Annotated in this window: 16 protein-coding genes and 1 tRNA gene; 4 read left to right on the plus strand and 13 right to left on the minus strand. The window is 66.9% G+C overall.

Features of this window, described 5'->3' with window-relative positions; genetic code table 11:
• Nucleotides 1-397 precede the first annotated feature (397 nt).
• From E3T61_RS18475 to E3T61_RS18495, 5 genes are all read right to left on the minus strand, one after another.
• Nucleotides 398-736, minus strand: coding sequence for a helix-turn-helix domain-containing protein (locus E3T61_RS18475; protein ID WP_134642320.1), 339 nt, complete (start codon nucleotides 734-736; stop codon nucleotides 398-400).
• On the minus strand, nucleotides 733-1,137 hold the full coding sequence (locus E3T61_RS18480) for a helix-turn-helix domain-containing protein (protein WP_134642321.1): 405 nt from the start codon (nucleotides 1,135-1,137) through the stop codon (nucleotides 733-735). The genes E3T61_RS18475 and E3T61_RS18480 overlap by 4 nt, the downstream gene beginning before the upstream one ends.
• Nucleotides 1,134-1,469 carry a hypothetical protein gene (locus E3T61_RS18485; protein ID WP_134642322.1) on the minus strand — a complete coding sequence of 112 codons (336 nt, stop codon included), beginning with the start codon at nucleotides 1,467-1,469 and terminating at the stop codon, nucleotides 1,134-1,136. Before E3T61_RS18485 ends, E3T61_RS18480 begins: the two co-directional genes overlap by 4 nt.
• Nucleotides 1,466-1,666 carry a hypothetical protein gene (locus E3T61_RS18490; RefSeq protein WP_134642323.1) on the minus strand — a complete coding sequence of 67 codons (201 nt, stop codon included), beginning with the start codon at nucleotides 1,664-1,666 and terminating at the stop codon, nucleotides 1,466-1,468. Before E3T61_RS18490 ends, E3T61_RS18485 begins: the two co-directional genes overlap by 4 nt.
• A 306-nt stretch (nucleotides 1,667-1,972) precedes the next feature.
• Nucleotides 1,973-2,176, minus strand: coding sequence for a hypothetical protein (locus E3T61_RS18495; RefSeq protein WP_134642324.1), 204 nt, complete (start codon nucleotides 2,174-2,176; stop codon nucleotides 1,973-1,975).
• Nucleotides 2,177-2,282: 106 nt separating this feature from the next.
• Between E3T61_RS18495 and E3T61_RS18500 the strand changes: the two genes are divergently transcribed.
• Nucleotides 2,283-2,885, plus strand: coding sequence for a helix-turn-helix domain-containing protein (locus tag E3T61_RS18500; RefSeq protein ID WP_134642325.1), 603 nt, complete (start codon nucleotides 2,283-2,285; stop codon nucleotides 2,883-2,885).
• 98 nt (nucleotides 2,886-2,983) lie between these two features.
• Here E3T61_RS18500 and E3T61_RS18505 read toward each other — a convergent pair whose 3' ends face one another.
• Nucleotides 2,984-3,175, minus strand: a complete 192-nt coding sequence (locus E3T61_RS18505) for a helix-turn-helix transcriptional regulator (RefSeq protein WP_134642326.1) — start codon at nucleotides 3,173-3,175, stop codon at nucleotides 2,984-2,986.
• A 205-nt stretch (nucleotides 3,176-3,380) separates the two neighbouring features.
• Here E3T61_RS18505 and E3T61_RS18510 point away from each other — a divergent pair, with 205 nt between their 5' ends.
• Nucleotides 3,381-4,499: a tyrosine-type recombinase/integrase gene (locus E3T61_RS18510; protein WP_134642327.1), complete on the plus strand. Its 1,119-nt coding sequence runs from the start codon at nucleotides 3,381-3,383 to the stop codon at nucleotides 4,497-4,499.
• Between the two features lie 52 nt (nucleotides 4,500-4,551).
• On the opposite strand, the gene E3T61_RS18515 is transcribed toward E3T61_RS18510, so the two are convergent.
• Nucleotides 4,552-4,641, minus strand: a tRNA-Ser gene (locus E3T61_RS18515).
• Nucleotides 4,642-4,717: 76 nt separating this feature from the next.
• Here E3T61_RS18515 and E3T61_RS18520 point away from each other — a divergent pair.
• Together E3T61_RS18520 and radA are read left to right on the plus strand one after the other, a co-directional pair.
• Nucleotides 4,718-5,497 carry an SGNH/GDSL hydrolase family protein gene (locus E3T61_RS18520; protein ID WP_241992675.1) on the plus strand — a complete coding sequence of 260 codons (780 nt, stop codon included), beginning with the start codon at nucleotides 4,718-4,720 and terminating at the stop codon, nucleotides 5,495-5,497.
• 37 nt (nucleotides 5,498-5,534) lie between these two features.
• Nucleotides 5,535-6,899, plus strand: coding sequence for a DNA repair protein RadA (radA, locus tag E3T61_RS18525; RefSeq protein ID WP_134642328.1), 1,365 nt, complete (start codon nucleotides 5,535-5,537; stop codon nucleotides 6,897-6,899).
• An 18-nt stretch (nucleotides 6,900-6,917) separates the two neighbouring features.
• On the opposite strand, the gene E3T61_RS18530 is transcribed toward radA, so the two are convergent.
• The 6 genes from E3T61_RS18530 to E3T61_RS18555 form a co-directional block, all read right to left on the minus strand.
• Entirely contained in the window at nucleotides 6,918-7,346 is a 429-nt protein-coding gene (locus tag E3T61_RS18530) for a dehydrogenase (RefSeq protein WP_420898502.1), read from the minus strand.
• Between the two features lie 86 nt (nucleotides 7,347-7,432).
• Nucleotides 7,433-8,065 carry a hypothetical protein gene (locus tag E3T61_RS18535; protein ID WP_134642330.1) on the minus strand — a complete coding sequence of 211 codons (633 nt, stop codon included), beginning with the start codon at nucleotides 8,063-8,065 and terminating at the stop codon, nucleotides 7,433-7,435.
• A 53-nt stretch (nucleotides 8,066-8,118) separates the two neighbouring features.
• A complete protein-coding gene (locus tag E3T61_RS18540) occupies nucleotides 8,119-10,608 on the minus strand; it encodes a bifunctional metallophosphatase/5'-nucleotidase (protein ID WP_241992676.1) in 2,490 nt (829 codons plus the stop codon).
• A 251-nt stretch (nucleotides 10,609-10,859) separates the two neighbouring features.
• Nucleotides 10,860-13,910, minus strand: a complete 3,051-nt coding sequence (locus tag E3T61_RS18545; protein WP_134642332.1) for an ExeM/NucH family extracellular endonuclease — start codon at nucleotides 13,908-13,910, stop codon at nucleotides 10,860-10,862.
• A gap of 279 nt (nucleotides 13,911-14,189) precedes the next feature.
• Entirely contained in the window at nucleotides 14,190-14,702 is a 513-nt protein-coding gene (locus tag E3T61_RS18550; RefSeq protein WP_134642333.1) for an amino-acid N-acetyltransferase, read from the minus strand.
• Between the two features lie 124 nt (nucleotides 14,703-14,826).
• The gene (locus E3T61_RS18555) at nucleotides 14,827-17,352 is read right to left on the minus strand and encodes an ATP-dependent Clp protease ATP-binding subunit (RefSeq protein ID WP_134642334.1); all 2,526 of its coding nucleotides are present in this window, start codon (nucleotides 17,350-17,352) and stop codon (nucleotides 14,827-14,829) included.
• Nucleotides 17,353-17,444 lie beyond the last annotated feature (92 nt).

A 17,444-nucleotide genomic window follows, 5' to 3' on the forward strand; every position in this document is an offset into this window, starting at 1 on the left:
CACGCCGAAGGCGCCGTAGGGCAGGCAGAAGCGGGCTCGCCGGCCGCTGCCAGCTCGGTTGATGACGGATGGCAGCGGCCAGGCACATTGATGCGCAACGATCACCGGCAGTAGGGCACCGTGTCGGCGACGTTCATGACGTCTCTAGCGCCCTGACTCGTTGAGGTCGTGAGACAGCCTCTAGATCGAAGAATCAATGGCACGAAGACATGGCGGTCGATTTCGGAGAAATTGACCCTGATCATTGGTGACTTATCAAGTAACTGGTCTTTAACTAATAGTGCGCAGTTCTTGCCGGTTCGTTACGCGAGAATTGCCGGTTCGTTGTGCAGGAGTTGCCGATGGTGTTGACGCGAATTGCCGATGGTCGGGCGACGATCCGGCAAGACTTGCCGGTTCACTCGTTCCACCGCATCCACTCGGGATCCTTCGCCCGGTAGCTGTCGGGCACGTCGAGCAGGTACACGTTCCTGAGCCATTTTCCATGCACGCTGCGCCGCTTCTCGATCGTCACGACCTTTCGCTCGACGAGCGTCTTGATGTGCGTCTGCACCGTTCGCACGCTCTGCCCGGTGCGATCGGCAATCGTCACGTGGCTGGGGAAGGCGCACCCGTACTCGGGGTTCTCGTGCTCCGCGAGGCAGAGGAGCGTGATCTTCTCCTTCATCGGCGATGACCCCTCGCCCTTGTCCTTCCATCGGACGTCCCAGGCCCAGTTGCGTGCTGAGATGCTCACTCATCACTCGCCTCTCCCGCGGTCGTGTCGTCGCGGATGATCTGACCGGCGGCACCACCGGAGCAGCGGTCCCACGCGTTGGCGGGCGCCATCGTGGCTGCCGTGATGATGAAACGCTCACGCTGATCGGTCGGGTTGTCGGCATTGGCAAGGAACGCCATGGTCAAAGTCCCGGGATCGACCACCCATCCGCTGCGATTGGCAACCTTCCAGGTCTTGGCGCCTTTCAGCGCGTCGGCCAGCACGACGGCCACACGCTCGACGAATCCGAGCGTGGGCACCTTCTCCATCGACTCGACACGCGCCAGGTACTGCGCCTCGCAGCCCACCAGGACAGCCGTGCGCTCGATGGAAAGGCCAGCACGCTCCCGGAGCATGCCCAGCGAATGCACGGCGCTCACAGGGACACCCACCCTGCAGCGCTGGCGGCGTCATTCATGTCGACGCAACGCAGCGCGGCACGGGACAGGTGGAGTGCCATGAGCGAGGCCTGCATGGGGCTGATGTCGTCCACCTCGTGAAAGGTGTCGAGGTCGATCGTCCAAAGCGGCCACGACGCGGCCGACACAACGTAGTCGATCCTCATCGGGACGCCCTCGAGCTCGGGGCCCGTTGATCGGTGCAGGTTCTGGCTCGGATCGTCGGACTCGTGATCGAAGGCGAGGCCCTCGCAGCCGGCGACGGGGCAGTCGATGACGCTGGTCAGGTCCTTGATGCTCCGCACGGCGCTCACAGGGTCACCAGCTCGGCGCGAGGCTGGACCAAAGACAGGTCGGCCAGGTATGCGAACTCCTCGTTCGAGAAGCCGGCCAGGATGAGGCTGGTAGCGGGCTCGTCGGCCCATCCGGGGTGTGCCTCGAGATAGGCGCGCACCTTGGGCGTCTCGCCGACGCTGGCGGTCTTGCGGAGTTCGTTGATAGTGTGATTCACGATTCGTTTCCTTGCTTAGCGGTTGAGGTGCGGTCGTCTTCCCCGGTTACCGTTGGCGCGGTGCCGGGGTTTTTGCTTTTCAGGTGGAGATGGGCGCGGCCCGTGCGACGCGAAACGCGAGCTTCGCACTGCTCGAGGAGCGGCCTGAGGCTGTCCGAGTCGATCCAGAACCGGAGCCCGCTCTCGTGGGTGATCTGGTATCGACCAGGCAGCATGTTGCGGATGGCGCTGTCGGCCGTCGGGTCCCGGTATGTCAGGGAGTTGGAGTCGAGCGAGTGGTCAGCCTGACTTGGTGCGGGAGGTGAGCTAGCTGGCTTCACGGGCAGTCCCGGTGCGAGCGCTGCCCTCGACCCACTCGAGGACCTCGGACTCGACGTAGAGCACCTTCTTGCCGAGCTTTCGATATCGAGGCCCACCAGTGCCGAGGTAGCGCCACTGTGCGAGCTGCCCTCTTGTAATGCCGGGCAGCATCAGGACCACTTGGTCCGGAGCCAAAAAGACAGTGTTCATTTTTCCTCCTGTGAGATTTCAGCACTCATCCGTGTGATTTGTGATGAATTCGAACGTAGCACATGATCACGCAACGCATCACACAATCATTTGATACTGTGATGAAATGGAACTCTTCGACGGTCCGACCATTGGTGCCCGTGTGGCGCGCTATCGCAAGATGAACGGTCAGAGCGCGGAGGAGCTGGCGTTGCGCGCCGGTGCAGGATTCTCGCGTCCCGTGATCGCGAATATCGAAACCGGGCGCAAGAAGGAGTTGTCCGTTTCTCAGCTAGTCGGACTCTCAGTCGGGCTCGGGATCGCACCAGCCGCCCTACTGTTCGACATCTACAAGCCCTTCGGCAATAGCGGCATAAGACGCATCAACGGCAGCCAAGATGGTTCATATGCGCAGGTCATAACTGCAGTCGCATGGTTGGCCGGCCGCGCCACACTGCCCGAACTCGGGGATGAGATGGCTGCGGAAACCCATACTCAATCCGTTCTCGGGGGCACACAGCTACTTGATGCGGAGCGATTCCAGCAGGATGCCAACCGTGACCAGATCGCGCGGCTGCAACGGCAGATGGACACGACCGGATTGCCCGCGCGTGAAGTTGGCTGGCTTGAGTACCTCAAGGACCAGATGCAGGCTAGGGAGCAGAGAATCGCCGAGCTAGTCACGCAACTCACCGCCCTAGGGGTAGAAGTGTCGGAACCGAGCGAATGATAGGGCGCTGCATTGGAGCTGCAAGGACAGCCCGCCGGACGCAATACCGGTTTCACCCACGGTGCGCTGTGGCGTTGGCGAAACGAGTGCCTGCGACATCACGCAGCCACACCCCACCGTGCGGAGCTCTCCACCCAGGCGACCACCTCCGACTCGACGTACAGCACGGTCTTCGGCGTCGGCTTCCTGTAGTTCGGTCCCTTGCCGGTGAAGCGGAGCTGGGCGAGCTTGCCGCGGGTGAGGCCGGGGAGCATGGTGGCGACCTGGTCGGGGGTGAGGTAGACGGGCATGGTGTTCTTTCGGTCGAGTTTCCGGCAGCGACGCTCTCTTCGCCTCCGGAGAAACCAATAGGTGGTTCCAATAGAGGGCCATGCGGCACAACTCGCCGCTCCCCCGAAAACACGCGGATGTTGACCATCGACAGGGCCCGCCGCACAAGAGTCGCCGCATTCCTTAGAAGTAGAGGCACTTTCGCCCCTACGAACGGAGCACAGCATGGGTAGCGTCAACGCGTACGAGACATCAGAGGGCAAGCGATACCGGGTCAGGTACCGCGACCCCGACCGCAAGTCCCGCGAGAAGGGCGGCTTCGTCCGCAAGAGGGACGCTGAGGACTACCTTGCGAGCATCACCGTCTCCACACTGCGGGGCGAGTACGTCAACCCCCAGACGGCGAAGTCCACCATCGCGGACCTCGGCGCCGAGTGGATCAGCAACCAGACACACCTCAAGCCTTCCTCGTATCGTTCGCAGGAGAGCGCCTGGCGGGTACACGTCGAGCCGATGTGGGGTGCCCGTCGAGTTGGCGAGATCTCTCACTCCGACGTGAAGAACTGGGTGACGAAGCTCACGCCGGGTCGCTCTGCGACGGTGGTCATCCGCGCCTACGGTGTGCTCGCCGCAATCCTTGACGTCGCGGTGATGGATCGGCGACTGACGACGAACCCCGCCCGGGGCGTGAAGCTTCCGCGCAAGTCGAAGAAGCAGCGCAACTACCTCACGGCGGCACAGGTGGAACTGCTGGCGGCGCAGGCTGGCCCCAACACCACGCTCGTCTACTTCATGGCCTACACGGGCCTGCGTTGGGGCGAGGTAACCGGCATCCGGCTCCGCGCGTTAGACGCCCTGCGAAGGCGCGTCTTCATCGCCGAGAACGCGGTGGCGGTCGGGTCCCAGATCATCGTCGGGACCCCAAAGACCCACGAAGCCCGCAGCGTGCCCTATCCCAAGTTCCTCTCCGAGGCGATCGCCCGCCAATGCGAGGGCAAGGGCCGGGATGGGCTGCTGTTCGGGGACGGTGTCCGCCATCAGCCGCAGTCGAACAGTCACGGCGGCTGGTTCGCGAACGCAGTCGCGAGAGCGCAGGAAGTCGACCCAGACTTCCCCATGATCACCCCGCATGATCTCCGCCACACTGCAGCCAGCCTGGCCATCAGCGCCGGCGCGAACGTGAAGGCGGTACAGCGGATGCTCGGTCACGCGTCCGCCGCCATGACGCTCGACACGTACGCGGACCTCTTCGAGGACGATCTGAACGACGTTTCAGACCGCATGGATGCTGCACGGACTCAATCAGTTGTGGGGTTTTCGTGGGAATTGGCCGCTTCTGAGTAGCAAAAAACCCCCTGCTTCCCAATGAAACAAAGGGATGCAGGGGGTTTGATCGTGGCGGTACCGGTGGGATTTGAACCCACGGTGGAGTCTCCCCCACACAACTTTTCGAGAGTTGCACCTTCGGCCGCTCGGACACGGTACCGAGAGCGATTGTAGTTGAGAGAAGGGGTCTCGCGCGAATCCGGGCAACTGTCAGTAGCCGGATGTACTCTCTCGACGTGACAAACGACAGCTCTACTCCCCGCACTCTCGCCCTCACGGCCGGCGCCGTGGCCACCACCGCCGGCATCGGCGCCGCCGGCGCGGTCGCCTACCGGCGCATCCGTCGGATGCTGGCCGCCAACGCCGCCGAACTCAACGAGACCCTGCCGATCAACTCGCTCTGGTGGCGCACGCACGCCAAGGAAAAAGGCGACCTGCTCTACGTGGCCATCGGCGACAGCGCCGCGCAGGGCATCGGGGCCAGCACGCCCAACCGCGGCTATGTCGGCATCCTCGCCGACCACATCCGCCTGGCCACCGGCCGCACCCTGCGGGTGATCAACCTCAGCGTCTCCGGTGCCACCGTGGAGCTGGCCGTGCGCGACCAGCTGCCGCGCTTCGCCAAGCTGCAGCCCGACTTCGTCACGGTCGCCATCGGCGCCAACGACATCGCCCAATGGGATGCGGCCACGTTCGAGTCCGGCATCCGAGAGGTGTTCGCGGCCCTGCCGCCGCACGCACTGGTGGCCGATCTGCCCTGTTTCCACCTGCCGCACAACGAACGCAAGGTGGCCGAGGCGAACCGGATCGTCCGCGAGGTCGCGGCCGAGCACGGTCTCACCGTGGCGCCGTTGCATGCGACCACCCACCGTGAGGGCTGGCGCAGCGTGTTCACCCAGGTCGCCAACGACATGTTCCACCCGAACGACCGCGGCTACCGCGTCTGGGCCGAGGCGTTCCTGCCCGAGCTCAGCGCCGTCGTAGCGCACCGGATTCCCCAGGACGCCCCGGCCTGAACCACCGGTGTCGGCGGCCGCAGCTAGGCTCGCTGACATGGCTAAACCCGTCTCGAATTTCCGCTGCACCGAGTGTGGCTGGACCACTCTGAAATGGGCGGGCCGCTGCGGCGAATGCCAGCAGTGGGGAACCGTGGTCGAAGCCGCGGAAAAGACCGGAATCAGCCGGTCCGTCACCCCCTCTGTCGTGAGCGGTACCGGCGTGGCCCGGCCGATCACCCACGTTGATACGACCGCGGTGGCGCACTGGCCCACTGGCATCAACGAGTTCGACCGGGTTCTCGGCGGCGGCATCGTGCCCGGCTCGGTGATCCTGCTCAGCGGCGAGCCCGGGGTGGGCAAGTCCACGCTGCTGCTCGAGGTCGCGTCCAAGGCGGCCGTGGCCAAGTCCCGGGTGCTCTACGTGAGCGCCGAGGAGTCGGTGTCGCAGGTACGCCTGCGCGCCGAACGCACCGGCGCACTGCAGCCGGAGCTCTTCATCGCCGCCGAGACCGACCTGGCCACCATCCTCGGCCAGATCGACGCGGTCAAGCCCGACCTGGTCATCATCGACTCCGTGCAGACCGTGTCCAGCTCCCTCAACGACGGCCAGGCCGGGCAGCCCGGCCAGGTGCGCGAGGTCGCGTCCACGCTCATCCGCCTCGCCAAGGACCGCAACCTGCCGGTGCTGCTGGTGGGTCACGTCACCAAGGACGGCACCATCGCCGGACCCCGGCTGCTCGAGCACCTGGTGGATGTGGTCTGCCAGTTCGAGGGCGACCGGCACACCGCGCTGCGGTTTGTGCGGGCCCTCAAGAACCGATTCGGCTCCACCGATGAAGTGGGATGTTTCGAAATGACCGGAGACGGCATCAGCGAGGTCGCCGACCCGAGCGGGCTGTTCCTCAGCCGCGGCACCGCAGCGGTCTCCGGCACGTGTGTGACCGTGGCGATGGAGGGCCGTCGCGCCCTGCCGGTGGAGGTGCAGGCGCTGGTTATCGACACCGCCATGCCCAACCCGCGCCGGGTGACCAACGGCGTGGACGGCTCCCGCGTGGCGATGCTGCTAGCCGTGCTGGAGAAGCGGGCGGGCTACCCGCTGTCGAAGAAGGACGTGTACGTGTCGACGGTCGGCGGGGTTCGGCTGGTGGAACCGGCCGCGGACCTGGCCATCGCGATCGCGGTCGCTTCGGCGCTCAAGGACGAGCCCATCGCCCACAACGTGGTGGCATTCGGCGAGATCAGCCTGGCCGGCGAGATCCGTCCGGTGTCCGCGGCCAAGCAGCGCGCCGCCGAGGCCGCACGGATGGGGTTCAGCACCCGCATCGACGCCTCAAGCAGCACCGTGCAGACCGCGGTGAACCGGGCTCTGGGCACCGGCATTTCCCGGCGCGACGCCGAACTGGATGACGCGTTCCGGTAGCCCGTCGGGCTCAGGCGGCTACGGGGCGGGGTCCGGCTCGACCGCGTCGGCGCTGCCGTTCTCCAGGGGTCCGAGCGCGCGCAGCAGGTCGGCCGGAGCCGCCTGCATCACGGCGGGGCCGGCCACGTCGAAGAACACCATCTCCAAAGTCTCGCTGTGCACGGTGAGGAACTCCCTCAGCCACTGGCCGTCGGCGACCATCACCTGCGGATCAACCTCGTCGGGGATCATGCGGGCGTAGTTCTCGCCGGAGGAGAACAGGAGCAGGGTGCGCTTGTCGCTGCCCTCCCGCCCGAAGACCCGCACCTGCTCGGCGGAGCCTTTGACCACGAGCAGCGGCGCGATCACCACATCGTTGCGGAGCGCGTATGCCACCGCCGCCACATCCTGCTTGGCCAGGGCGCTGGCCAGGGCATCTGATCGGGTTTCTGCAGTCGCGTCTGTCACGTGCTCCATTCAATCATTCGCGGCCGGAGCGGGGCCACTCGAGGCCTCAGCCCGGAGCGAACACCGCCGGCGGGGCCGGCCGGTCGTCAGTTCAGCAGGAACTGGGTGGGGCTGGCGGACTCGACGCCGCCCACGCTGACCGTGAGGTAGTACGACGCGCCCTCGGCCGGCACGGCCTCCCGGTCGGTGATCTCGCAGGTCTCCGGGCTAGACCGGGTGCGGTCCCAGGTGAGCGGGGTCTTGGTGCTGACGGCGACGTTGGGTTCCAGGGTCACGGTGGCGTCAGCCGGGTCGCTCTGGCAGTCGGTGGACGTCCAGTACACATCCGCACCGCTGGTGATCGTGAACACCTGGGTGGAGGTGCCGGCGTTCAGGTCGCAGGGCGTGGTGCCGGTGTTGGTCACACTGAGTGAGAGTTCCGGGTCGTCGTCCGGGTCGTAGGAGCCCTGGTCGGTGATCGCCTCGACCTGCACAGTGGCGGGATCACACGCGGTGGTCGCGGGATCGCCGCCGGCGGGAGCCGCGGGATCGGCAGCGGCTGCGGGATCGGCGGTCGCCGCCGGGGACGGGGCGACGGCCTGGTCGTCCCCGCCGCCAGGTCGAAAGAAGATCAGCAGGATGATGGCGAGCACAGCGAGAACGCCGAGCCCCACCACGAGACGCCGGCGCCGGTAGACGCTGCTGGCCTGGGGGCCGACGGGATGTTTGGTCGTCGACATGATCCAAGGCTAGCGAGGTCCACCGGCGCCGCCGGTATCGCGCTGCGTGTCGGCTACGAATCCATGGAAATCCGGCGACGACGCATCAGCGCGGCGCCGAGCAGCAGCATCAGCGCGCCGCCGGCCAGCCACGGGCTGGCGTCCAGCCCGGTCTGGGCGAGGGACGCGGCCGGGGTGACGCCGGCGACGGTGATCTCGGTCCAGCCGATGACGGCACCCGCCGCATCCTGCACGATGATGCTGTGCGTGCCGGCGGCGAGGCCGGCCGGCACCACCGCGGTGACGGTGCCCGCGGCGCTGACACGCTGCCAGCCGCCGAGGTTGATCGGCGTGGAGCGAACCCAGACGGACACGTACTGGCCGGCGAACGCGGTTCCGACGTCGATGGTGAGCTTGTCGCCGGCGGCCACCGTGGAGTCATTGACCGTGATCTTGTTCTGCAGGGCCTTGGTCAGAGCGGACTCCGCCGCGGCCGTCGGTGCGCTCGCGGGAGCGGACGGGCCGGTCTGGGGCAGCTCGGTCGGGGCCGGGGTCGGCTCCGGGGTCGGAACCGGCGTCGGTTCCGTCACCGGGGCGGTGACGGCCAGGGGCACCCGCACCGTGGTGCCGGATTCCTTGGCTGTCAGGGTGATCTCGCTGGCGGCCGGCGCGTCGGCGGGTACCGTCACGGTGACCGTTGCGGCGCCGGTGGCGTCGACGGATGCCGGGGCGAAGACCGTCGTGCTGCCACCCCAGGTGACGGCGAGTTCGCTGTTCTTCGGCGAGCCCAGCGAGGTGAGGTTGAGTTGACCCACCGTGAAGCTCACGGAGTCACCGGGCGTGACCGCAGCGGCCGGAACGCCGGTCACGGAGGCCTGGGCTGCCGCGAACGACGGCGACAGCGGGCTCTTGGCCGTGATGTAGGAGATCCAGGCGTCCCGGTCGACGAGACCGGAGTCGCGGGTGCCGGTGCCCTCGGTGAAGGCGCGGAAGTTGTCGCCGCCGGTGAGCAGGAAGTTGAACGAACCGATGCGGTAGCCGCGGTCCAGGTCGATGGGTGCCCCGTCGATCCAGATTCCCGTGATCCGGTCGCCCTCGGGGCGGGTCGCGTCGAACGTGTAGTTCACGTTGTCGGAGAGTCCCAGTTGCAGGTACGGGCGGCTCGGTACTTCGTTCTTGGAGTCACGCTGCCACTGCTGCTCGAGCGCGACCTTGAACTGGGCACCGGTGAGGGTGGTGGTCCAGAGGTTGTTCAGGAACGGCAAGACCGCGTTGGCCTCGGAGAAGCTGACGTCGGAGTCCGGGGTCGTGGAGAGCTCGGCGCGCATGCCGCCGGGGTTGACGATGCCGATCTCGGCACCACCCTTGGCCGGGTCGGCAAGGGACTCGCGCAGGGAGTTGGCGACCAGCGTGCCCATGGTCGACGGCGCGGAACGGTCCTCGACCACCGGGGACGCGCCGCCGATGGAGGCACGGCTGATCGGTGCGGTGATCGAGCCGACCTTCACATTGCCGGTGATGGCGGCCTGGGCGAGCGCCGCGTCCGTGATGGATTTGACCTCGGCAACCCGCGGGAACGCGCTCACCAGATCGGCGTCGGCGGTCGTGCTGCGCTTCACGTTCTGGTTGGTCACCGTCGTGGTGGCCTTGGTGACGGTGTCGTAGCTGAGCACGACCTGGCCGATGTTCTCGCCGTAGTTGCCCGTCTGCAGAATCGGGCGGGTCACGCCCGCCGCGGCGCCTGGCACCTGGGCGTTCCAGGAGTAGAGCTTGTGGGTGTGGCCCGTGAAGATGGCGTCGACGGCCGGTGAGGTCTCGGTGACGATCTTGGCGAAGGCGCTGTCGGTGAGGGCCAGTTCCTGCTCGAGGGTGGCGTTCTCCACGGTGCCGGCGCCGGCGCCCTCGTGGTACTCGGCGACGATGACGTCGGCTTCGCCGTTGGCGGGGTCGCCGTCGGTGAGCTGAGCGGTGACGCGGTTGACCGCGTCAACAGGGTCTCCGAAGCTGATCGACGAGATGCCGTTGGGCGAGACCAGAGTGGGGGTTTCCTCGGTCACGGCGCCGATGACGGCCACGGTGACACCCTGCACCTCGTGCAGGGAGTACTCCTTCAGCGCGGGCGTCTGGGTGCCGGCCAGGTAGACGTTGGCACCGAGGTAGTCGAAGTTCGCCTTGTCGGCGACCCGTCCGGTGAGGTCGTCGAAGCCCTGGTCGAACTCGTGGTTGCCGACACCCGAGGCGGCCAGTTCGAGCGCGTTGAGAACGTCGAGGGTCGGGGTGTCGTCCTGCGAGGCGGATGCGTAGAGCGAGGCGCCGATGTTGTCACCGTCGGAGAGGAAGAGGGTGTTGTCGGGGAACTGGGCGCGCAGGGTTTCCACGGTGCCGGCGAACTTCACGGTGTTCGCGTCGATCCGCCCGTGGAAGTCGTTGATGTTCAGCAGGTTGAGCTGCACAGTGGCCGGGTCCGCGAAGGCCGGGACGGCGACAACGGGAGCGCCCACCAGGCACGCTCCGATCACTGCAGCGAAGGCCAGCCGAAGCGGGCGGGACGGATTGAGCGACATTGTTCTCCTCGAAAGTGGTGCCATGGGGTGACGGGGATGCAGGTGAAGGCCGGTGGGCCGCGCTCGACAAGCGGCGACGGCACCGGACGGACGGGCTGTTGGGGGCAGCCTAACGACGCCGGATGTCCGGCGGGTTACGGCCAGGGAACTTGCTCCGATGAGCACAAAACGGCCGACGAGGCCAACTTCTGCGCAGCGGGAGCGCACGTACCGGGCGCCGGTGGGCCGGCGCCCGGTACGGACGGGGCCGGTTAGGCGCCCGAGCCGGCGGCGCGGCGGCGGCGCATGAGCAGCGCACCGAGCATCAGCAGGAGCAGCGCACCGACCAGAGCCGGCGCGGTGTCGACGCCGGTGCTGGCGAGGGTGCCGGTCGCCGCGGTGCCGGCGGCGACGACGGTGATCTCGGTCCAGCCGATCACGGCGCCCGCGGCATCCTGCACGATGATGCGGTGGGTGCCGGCGGTCAGGTCCTTCGGCAGCGCCGTGGTCACGGTGCCCGCGGCGCTGACCTGCAGCCAACCGCCGAGGTTGACCGGGGTGGAGCGCACCCAGGCAGACACGAACTCACCGGCGTGCTGGCTGGGGACTGTGATGGTGATGGCGGACCCGGCCGCGTACCGGGACGCGTTGGTGCTGATCGTGTCGCGAAGGGCCGCGGTGAGGGCGCTCTCCGGAGCGGCGGTCGGGGCGACCGGCGGCGCCGTGGCCGCCGGGACCGTGGGCGTCGTGGTCGGGACCGGGGTCGGCTCCGTCGTCGGGACCGGGGTCGGCTCCGTGGGGCTGGCCAGGTTCAGGCCCAGGATCGCCGGGTCGTGATCAGACGAGCGGAAGGGGTCTGCGACGTAGAAGTCGGTGACGTTGTTGTTGTACCGGCTGTATTCCAGCGCCACGGATTCGACCGAGTTGATGTTCCAGACGTCCACGTCGCTCACGACGGCATCCGCTTCGGCAGAGGCGAAGACGTGGTCGAGGGATCCGACGGAACCGCCGAACGCGTAGGTGTACTCGCCGCTCTTGGCTTCCTGGTTCAGGTAGCCGGCGTCGGTGATCACCTTGATCGGGTCTTCCTGGTCGTAGGCGTTGAAGTCACCGGTGAGGAACACCCGGTCGATGCCGGTGGATGCTGACATGGTGTCGGCGAAGGCCACCAGGGCGGTGGCCTGGTTGACGCGGGACGCGTTGGAGGCGCCCTGGCCGTCGCCCATGTCGGCGTCCACGCCGGTGCCGGAGCCCTTGGACTTGAAGTGGTTGACGATGGTGAGGAATCGGCTTCCGCTGTCGCCGACCAGCTGGAAGGCTTGGGCGAGCGGCTGGCGGGCGTTGCTGAAGGCTGCTGAGCCGGTGAGGATCGTCGATCCGCCGACGGTCTCCACGGCCGCCTTCTGGTAGATGAACGCGGTGCGGATGACGTCTTCGTTGGCCGGCAGCACGGCCGGGGACGGCACGAACGCCCAGGTGTCCTGGCCGAGGTCGGCGTTCAGCGCGGCGACGAGGGTGGCCAGGGCGGTGTCACGGTCCTTGCCGAACACGGCGGAGTTCTCAATCTCTTCGAGGGAGATGACCTGGGCGTCGAGGGCGTTGATGGCCGCAACGATCTTGGCCTGCTGGCGCAGGAAGTTCGCCTGGTCGGCAGCGCCGCGGGCATCGCAGCCGCCACTGACGGTGGTCTTGGCGCCGGCACGGTCGGTGTAGTACTGGCAGCCGGTGAGGGTGTCCCCGGTGGTGGAGAAGTAGTTCAACACGTTGAAGGTGCCCAGGCGGATGTCACCGCCCACGTTCTCCGGGGCGTCGGTGCGCGTGTTCTCGAAGGTGGCCGGCTGCACGGTGGCGGCGTTCGCCGGCACCAGGGCGGTTGTCGGCTGCAGCTTCCAGGCACTGTTGCGGAAATCCAGGATCATCGGCTTGGTGAAGGTGACCGCGGCTCCGATCCGCACCGGGGCGGTGGTGGAGAGGTACGGCACCGGCAGGCCCTTGTTGGACGAGCCCAGGTAGTTGGTGCTCGCCCCGTCGTCCAGGGTGATGGCGCGTGCGGCGTTGGCGGCGATGGCGGCGGTGTAGCCGTCGCTGCCCGGGCGGTCGGTGACGGTGGGGTTGACCAGCGGCGTCGTGCCGGCCGCCAGGCCGATCTCGGCGTACTGGTTGGTGGTGTAGTTGTTCGTCACGGTGTAGTCGCCGGCCGGAGCGACGAGCATGCCCTCGAGCCGTTCCCGGTCAGCATCTGTGGCCGGCAGCTGCAGGGTCGACGGCACCGGCGCAGTGATACCGGAGCGATCGAGCGGGGCGATGTCGGCGAGGGTGTTGATGGTCAGCTGAGTCAGACCGTAGTACTCGCTCACGGCTCCGGTGACGCTCACGTAGTCGCCGACGGCAACAGTGCTGGTGAGGGTCTTGGTGTACACGAAGATTCCGTGGGAGGCCGGGTCGGTGGTGGTACCGCCGGTGCCAGGGGTCTGCAGGTAGAAACCCGCAAGCCCACCGGTGGGATAGGCGGCGGTGACGACGCCGACGGTGTTCACCGTGCTGCCGGCCAGCGGGCTGGTGTCAGACGTGCCCTGGATGGCACTGATCGCGGTGGTGCCGGTGGGCGGGGTCGTTGTCGGCACCGGTTCCGGGGTTCCGGTGGGCACCGGCGCGGGTGTCTCGCCGGCCGAGCCGGTGGAGTTGGTGGGGGTGATCGTGGCCGACAGGGTGATGTCGGCGGCGTTGTTGTCGGTGTCCACGGCGGTGCTCCGGTTCAGCGACTTGACGTCGGTGTTGGAGCTCGGCGCGGGCGCGACGGCGCCCTCGAAGGTGAGGGAGGCGCCGTAGCCGACCAGGTCGATCACGTCGGGGTTGGCGGCGGAGTCGCCGGCATCCAGGGTGAGTGCCGCGGTGGACTTGGCGAGGATCAGGGTGCCGGTGGTGCCGCTCGGGTTCAGGGTCGAGGTCTGGTCCGGGGTGGGGAGGGCCGCGCCGGTGGTGCCGTTCGAGCCGCCGGAGACGAGGTAGTGGCCCTTGGCCGGGATCGTTCCGGTGAGGGCGACGAAACTCGGCTTGTCGGCGACGGTGCCGGTGGCCTTGCGGTACTGCAGCGACCAGGCCGAGAGGTCGATCGCGGCATCCGTGGGGTTGTACAGCTCGATGAACTTGTTCGCGAATGCAGCGTCTTTGCTTCCGCCGCTGAGGTAGGCCTCGTTGATGACGACGCCGGTGCCGGCGGTGTCGGCCTGGGCGGGGAATGCCACAACAGGGGCGACGGCGAGGCACGCTCCGATCAGCGAGGCGAGGGCCAGCCGGAGCGGGCGGGGTGGGGCGAGCGACATGGAGTCTCCTGGAGGGGTGCGATGAACGGTGTGACGAACAGGGTGCAGGGCAGGCGCAGGGTAAGACGCGGTGGAGCTCGGGTTTTGGGTACACCGAACGTGCCAGTGGGCACGCCACGAACCCCGCGGGGCGGGTGGCGCACGAACGATGCAGGTTGGCCGGAGTGCTTGGGGGCAGCCTAACGACCGTCTATGTCCGGTGGGTTACACGACCGGGAACATGCTCAGATGAGCAGAAAAAGGCCGACCGGGCCCACATCTGAGCGAGCCGGCGTCGAATCAGGCCAGGCGCTTGAGCATCCGGGTATTGCCGAGGGTGTTCGGCTTGACGCGGGCGAGGTCGAGGAACTCCGCGACACCCTCGTCGGGCGAGCGCACCAGTTCCGCGTACACGGCCGGGTCGACGGTTTCGGTGCCCATGTCGACGAAGCCGTTCCTGGTGAAGAATTCCACCTCGAACGTCAGACAGAACAGGCGGCTGAGGCCGAGTTCCCTGGCGTCGGCTTCCAGACGACCGATGAGCGCGTGCCCGACGCCCTTGCCGAGCCAGTCCTCCGACACGGCCAGAGTGCGCACCTCGCCGAGGTCCTCCCACATCACGTGCAGGGCGCCGCAGCCGACGAGGTTCCCGTCCAGGTCTTCGACCACCCGGAACTCCTGCACGGCCTCGTAGAAGACCACGCGGTCCTTGCCGAGCAGGATGCGTTGTTGCACGAGGGGTTCGACGAGGGCCTGGATGAGCGGCACGTCGCGGGTCTGAGCCCGGCGCACGATGAACTCCTGGTGTGTCACGTCCGCCCGCTCTCCTGGCCGCTCACTGCGACCGATTCAGTTTCGCCGAAAGCCCAAGTCTATGGGCGAGACGACGAACGGCCCGGCGGATGTCCGCCGGGCCGTTCGGGTGGTGCTGACCTTCTTAGTCGCTGGTGATGGCCAGATCGGGCGTGCCTGATCCGGTACCCACGCTGGCGGCGGTGTTGATGCCTACCGAGACGGCTTCGTTGCGGTTCGTCGTGGTGAACACGTACTCCCCGTCGACGAAGTCCACGTGCACGTGGTCGCCGGCGTTCAGCTCGCCGTGCAGGATCTTCTCGCTCAGACGGTCCTCCACCTCACGCTGGATCGCGCGACGCAGCGGCCGGGCGCCCAGTGCGGGGTCGAAGCCCACCTCGATGAGGTGTTCCTTCACCGCCAGGGTCAGGTCGATGGTCATGTCGCGGTCGAGCAGCCGGTCGCCCAGGCGCTTGATGAACAGGTCCACGATCTGCAGCAGTTCCGGCTTGGACAGCTGCGGGAAGACGATGATCTCGTCGACACGGTTGAGGAACTCGGGCTTGAAGTGCTTCTTCAGTTCCTCGTTCACCTTTCCGCGCATCCGGTCGTAGCTGGTGGCGGTGTCGCCCTCGAGCTGGAACCCGACGGGCGAGCCGCTGATGTCCCTGGTGCCGAGGTTGGTGGTCATGATGATGACGGTGTTCTTGAAGTCGATCACGCGACCCTGGCCATCCGTCAACCGGCCCTCTTCCAGAATCTGGAGGAGCGAGTTGAAGATGTCGGGGTGCGCCTTCTCGATCTCGTCGAACAGCACCACGGAGAACGGCTTGCGACGCACCTTCTCGGTGAGCTGGCCGCCCTCTTCGAAGCCGACGAACCCGGGAGGAGCACCGAACAGGCGGGAGACCGTGTGCTTCTCGCCGTACTCACTCATGTCGAGCGAGATCATGGCGGCCTCGTCGTCGAAGAGGAACTCGGCGAGCGCCTTGGCGAGCTCGGTCTTACCGACACCGGTGGGGCCGGCGAAGATGAACGAACCGCTGGGACGCTTCGGGTCCTTGAGTCCCGCACGGGTGCGACGGATGGTCTTGGCGAGCGCCGAGATGGCCTCTTCCTGACCGATGACGCGCTGGTGCAGGGCCTTCTCCATGAAGACCAGCCGCGAGGATTCTTCCTCGGTGAGCTTGAACACGGGGATGCCGGTTGCCTGGGCGAGGACCTCGGCGATCAGGCCCTCGTCGACCACGGCTGTGGTCTTGACGTCGCCGGACTTCCACTTCTTCTCCAGGCGCAGACGCTCGCCGAGGAGGTTCTTCTCCTCGTCGCGGAGGCCCGCGGCCTTTTCGAAGTCCTGGTCCTCGATCGCGGTCTCCTTGGCGGCACGCACCACGGCGATCTTCTCGTCGAATTCGCGCAGCTCCGGCGGGCTGGACAGGATCGAGAGGCGCAGGCGTGCGCCGGCCTCGTCGATCAGGTCGATGGCCTTGTCGGGCAGGAATCGGTCGGAGACGTAGCGGTCGGCGAGGTTGGCCGCGGCCACGAGGGCGCCATCGGTGATGGAGACCTTGTGGTGCGCCTCGTAGCGGTCCCGCAGGCCCTTGAGGATGTTGATGGTGTGCGGCAGCGACGGCTCGTTCACCTGGATGGGCTGGAAGCGGCGCTCGAGCGCGGCATCCTTCTCGAAGTGCTTGCGGTACTCATCGAGCGTGGTGGCGCCGATGGTCTGCAGTTCACCGCGGGCCAGCAGGGGCTTGAGGATCGAGGCCGCGTCGATGGCGCCCTCGGCGGCACCTGCTCCGACGAGGGTGTGGATCTCGTCGATGAACACGATGATGTCGCCGCGGGTGCGGATCTCCTTGGTGACCTTCTTCAGGCGTTCCTCGAAGTCACCGCGGTAACGGCTGCCGGCGATCAGCGAGCCGAGGTCGAGCGAGTAGAGCTGCTTGTCCTTCAGCGTCTCCGGAACATCGCCCTTGACGATCGCCTGGGCGAGGCCCTCGACGACGGCCGTCTTGCCGACGCCGGGTTCACCGATGAGCACGGGGTTGTTCTTGGAGCGGCGGGAGAGGATCTGCATGACCCGCTCGATCTCCTTCTCGCGCCCGATCACCGGATCGAGTTTGTTGTCGCGGGCGGCCTGGGTGAGGTTGCGCCCGAACTGGTCGAGAATCTGGCTGCCCGCGGGGTTGGCTGCGGTCTCGTTCGCGCCCACCTGCACCTGCTCCTTTCCCTGGTAGCCGGAAAGGAGCTGGATGACCTGCTGGCGCACCCGGTTGAGGTCGGCGCCGAGCTTGACCAGCACCTGGGCGGCAACGCCCTCGCCCTCGCGGATGAGCCCGAGCAGGATGTGCTCGGTTCCGATGTAGTTGTGGCCGAGCTGCAGGGCTTCGCGCAGGCTCAGCTCGAGGACCTTCTTGGCGCGCGGCGTGAACGGGATGTGACCCGTGGGCTGCTGCTGGCCCTGGCCGATGATGTCCTGCACCTGTTCGCGCACGGCATCCAGGGAGATGCCGAGGCTCTCCAGGGCCTTGGCGGCCACGCCTTCACCCTCGTGGATGAGCCCGAGCAGAATGTGCTCGGTTCCGATGTAGTTGTGGTTGAGCATCTTGGCCTCTTCCTGGGCCAGGACGACGACACGACGAGCTCGGTCGGTAAATCTCTCAAACATATGAACACTCCCTTGGCGCCAGGGCGGTTATGGCACCGATACAAAGAGAGTAACCAGCGCAAGCCCGGATGCGTGCCTCTGTTCGCCGTGGG

Origin of the sequence: Cryobacterium lactosi, from assembly GCF_004403945.1 — a bacterium.
In the GTDB taxonomy this organism is placed as follows: Bacteria; Actinomycetota; Actinomycetes; order Actinomycetales; family Microbacteriaceae; genus Cryobacterium; species Cryobacterium lactosi.

What these genes read in the sequence shown, in the direction of transcription:
- E3T61_RS18555 (WP_134642334.1), bottom strand. Translation starts at nt 17,352, where the DNA reads ATGTTTGAGAGATTTACCGACCGAGCTCGTCGTGTCGTCGTCCTGGCC.
- E3T61_RS18495 (WP_134642324.1), bottom strand. Translation starts at nt 2,176, where the DNA reads ATGAACACTGTCTTTTTGGCTCCGGACCAAGTGGTCCTGATGCTGCCC.
- E3T61_RS18510 (WP_134642327.1), top strand. Translation starts at nt 3,381, where the DNA reads ATGGGTAGCGTCAACGCGTACGAGACATCAGAGGGCAAGCGATACCGG.
- E3T61_RS18535 (WP_134642330.1), bottom strand. Translation starts at nt 8,065, where the DNA reads ATGTCGACGACCAAACATCCCGTCGGCCCCCAGGCCAGCAGCGTCTAC.
- radA (WP_134642328.1), top strand. Translation starts at nt 5,535, where the DNA reads ATGGCTAAACCCGTCTCGAATTTCCGCTGCACCGAGTGTGGCTGGACC.
- E3T61_RS18505 (WP_134642326.1), bottom strand. Translation starts at nt 3,175, where the DNA reads ATGCCCGTCTACCTCACCCCCGACCAGGTCGCCACCATGCTCCCCGGC.
- E3T61_RS18540 (WP_241992676.1), bottom strand. Translation starts at nt 10,608, where the DNA reads ATGTCGCTCAATCCGTCCCGCCCGCTTCGGCTGGCCTTCGCTGCAGTG.
- E3T61_RS18500 (WP_134642325.1), top strand. Translation starts at nt 2,283, where the DNA reads ATGGAACTCTTCGACGGTCCGACCATTGGTGCCCGTGTGGCGCGCTAT.
- E3T61_RS18545 (WP_134642332.1), bottom strand. Translation starts at nt 13,910, where the DNA reads ATGTCGCTCGCCCCACCCCGCCCGCTCCGGCTGGCCCTCGCCTCGCTG.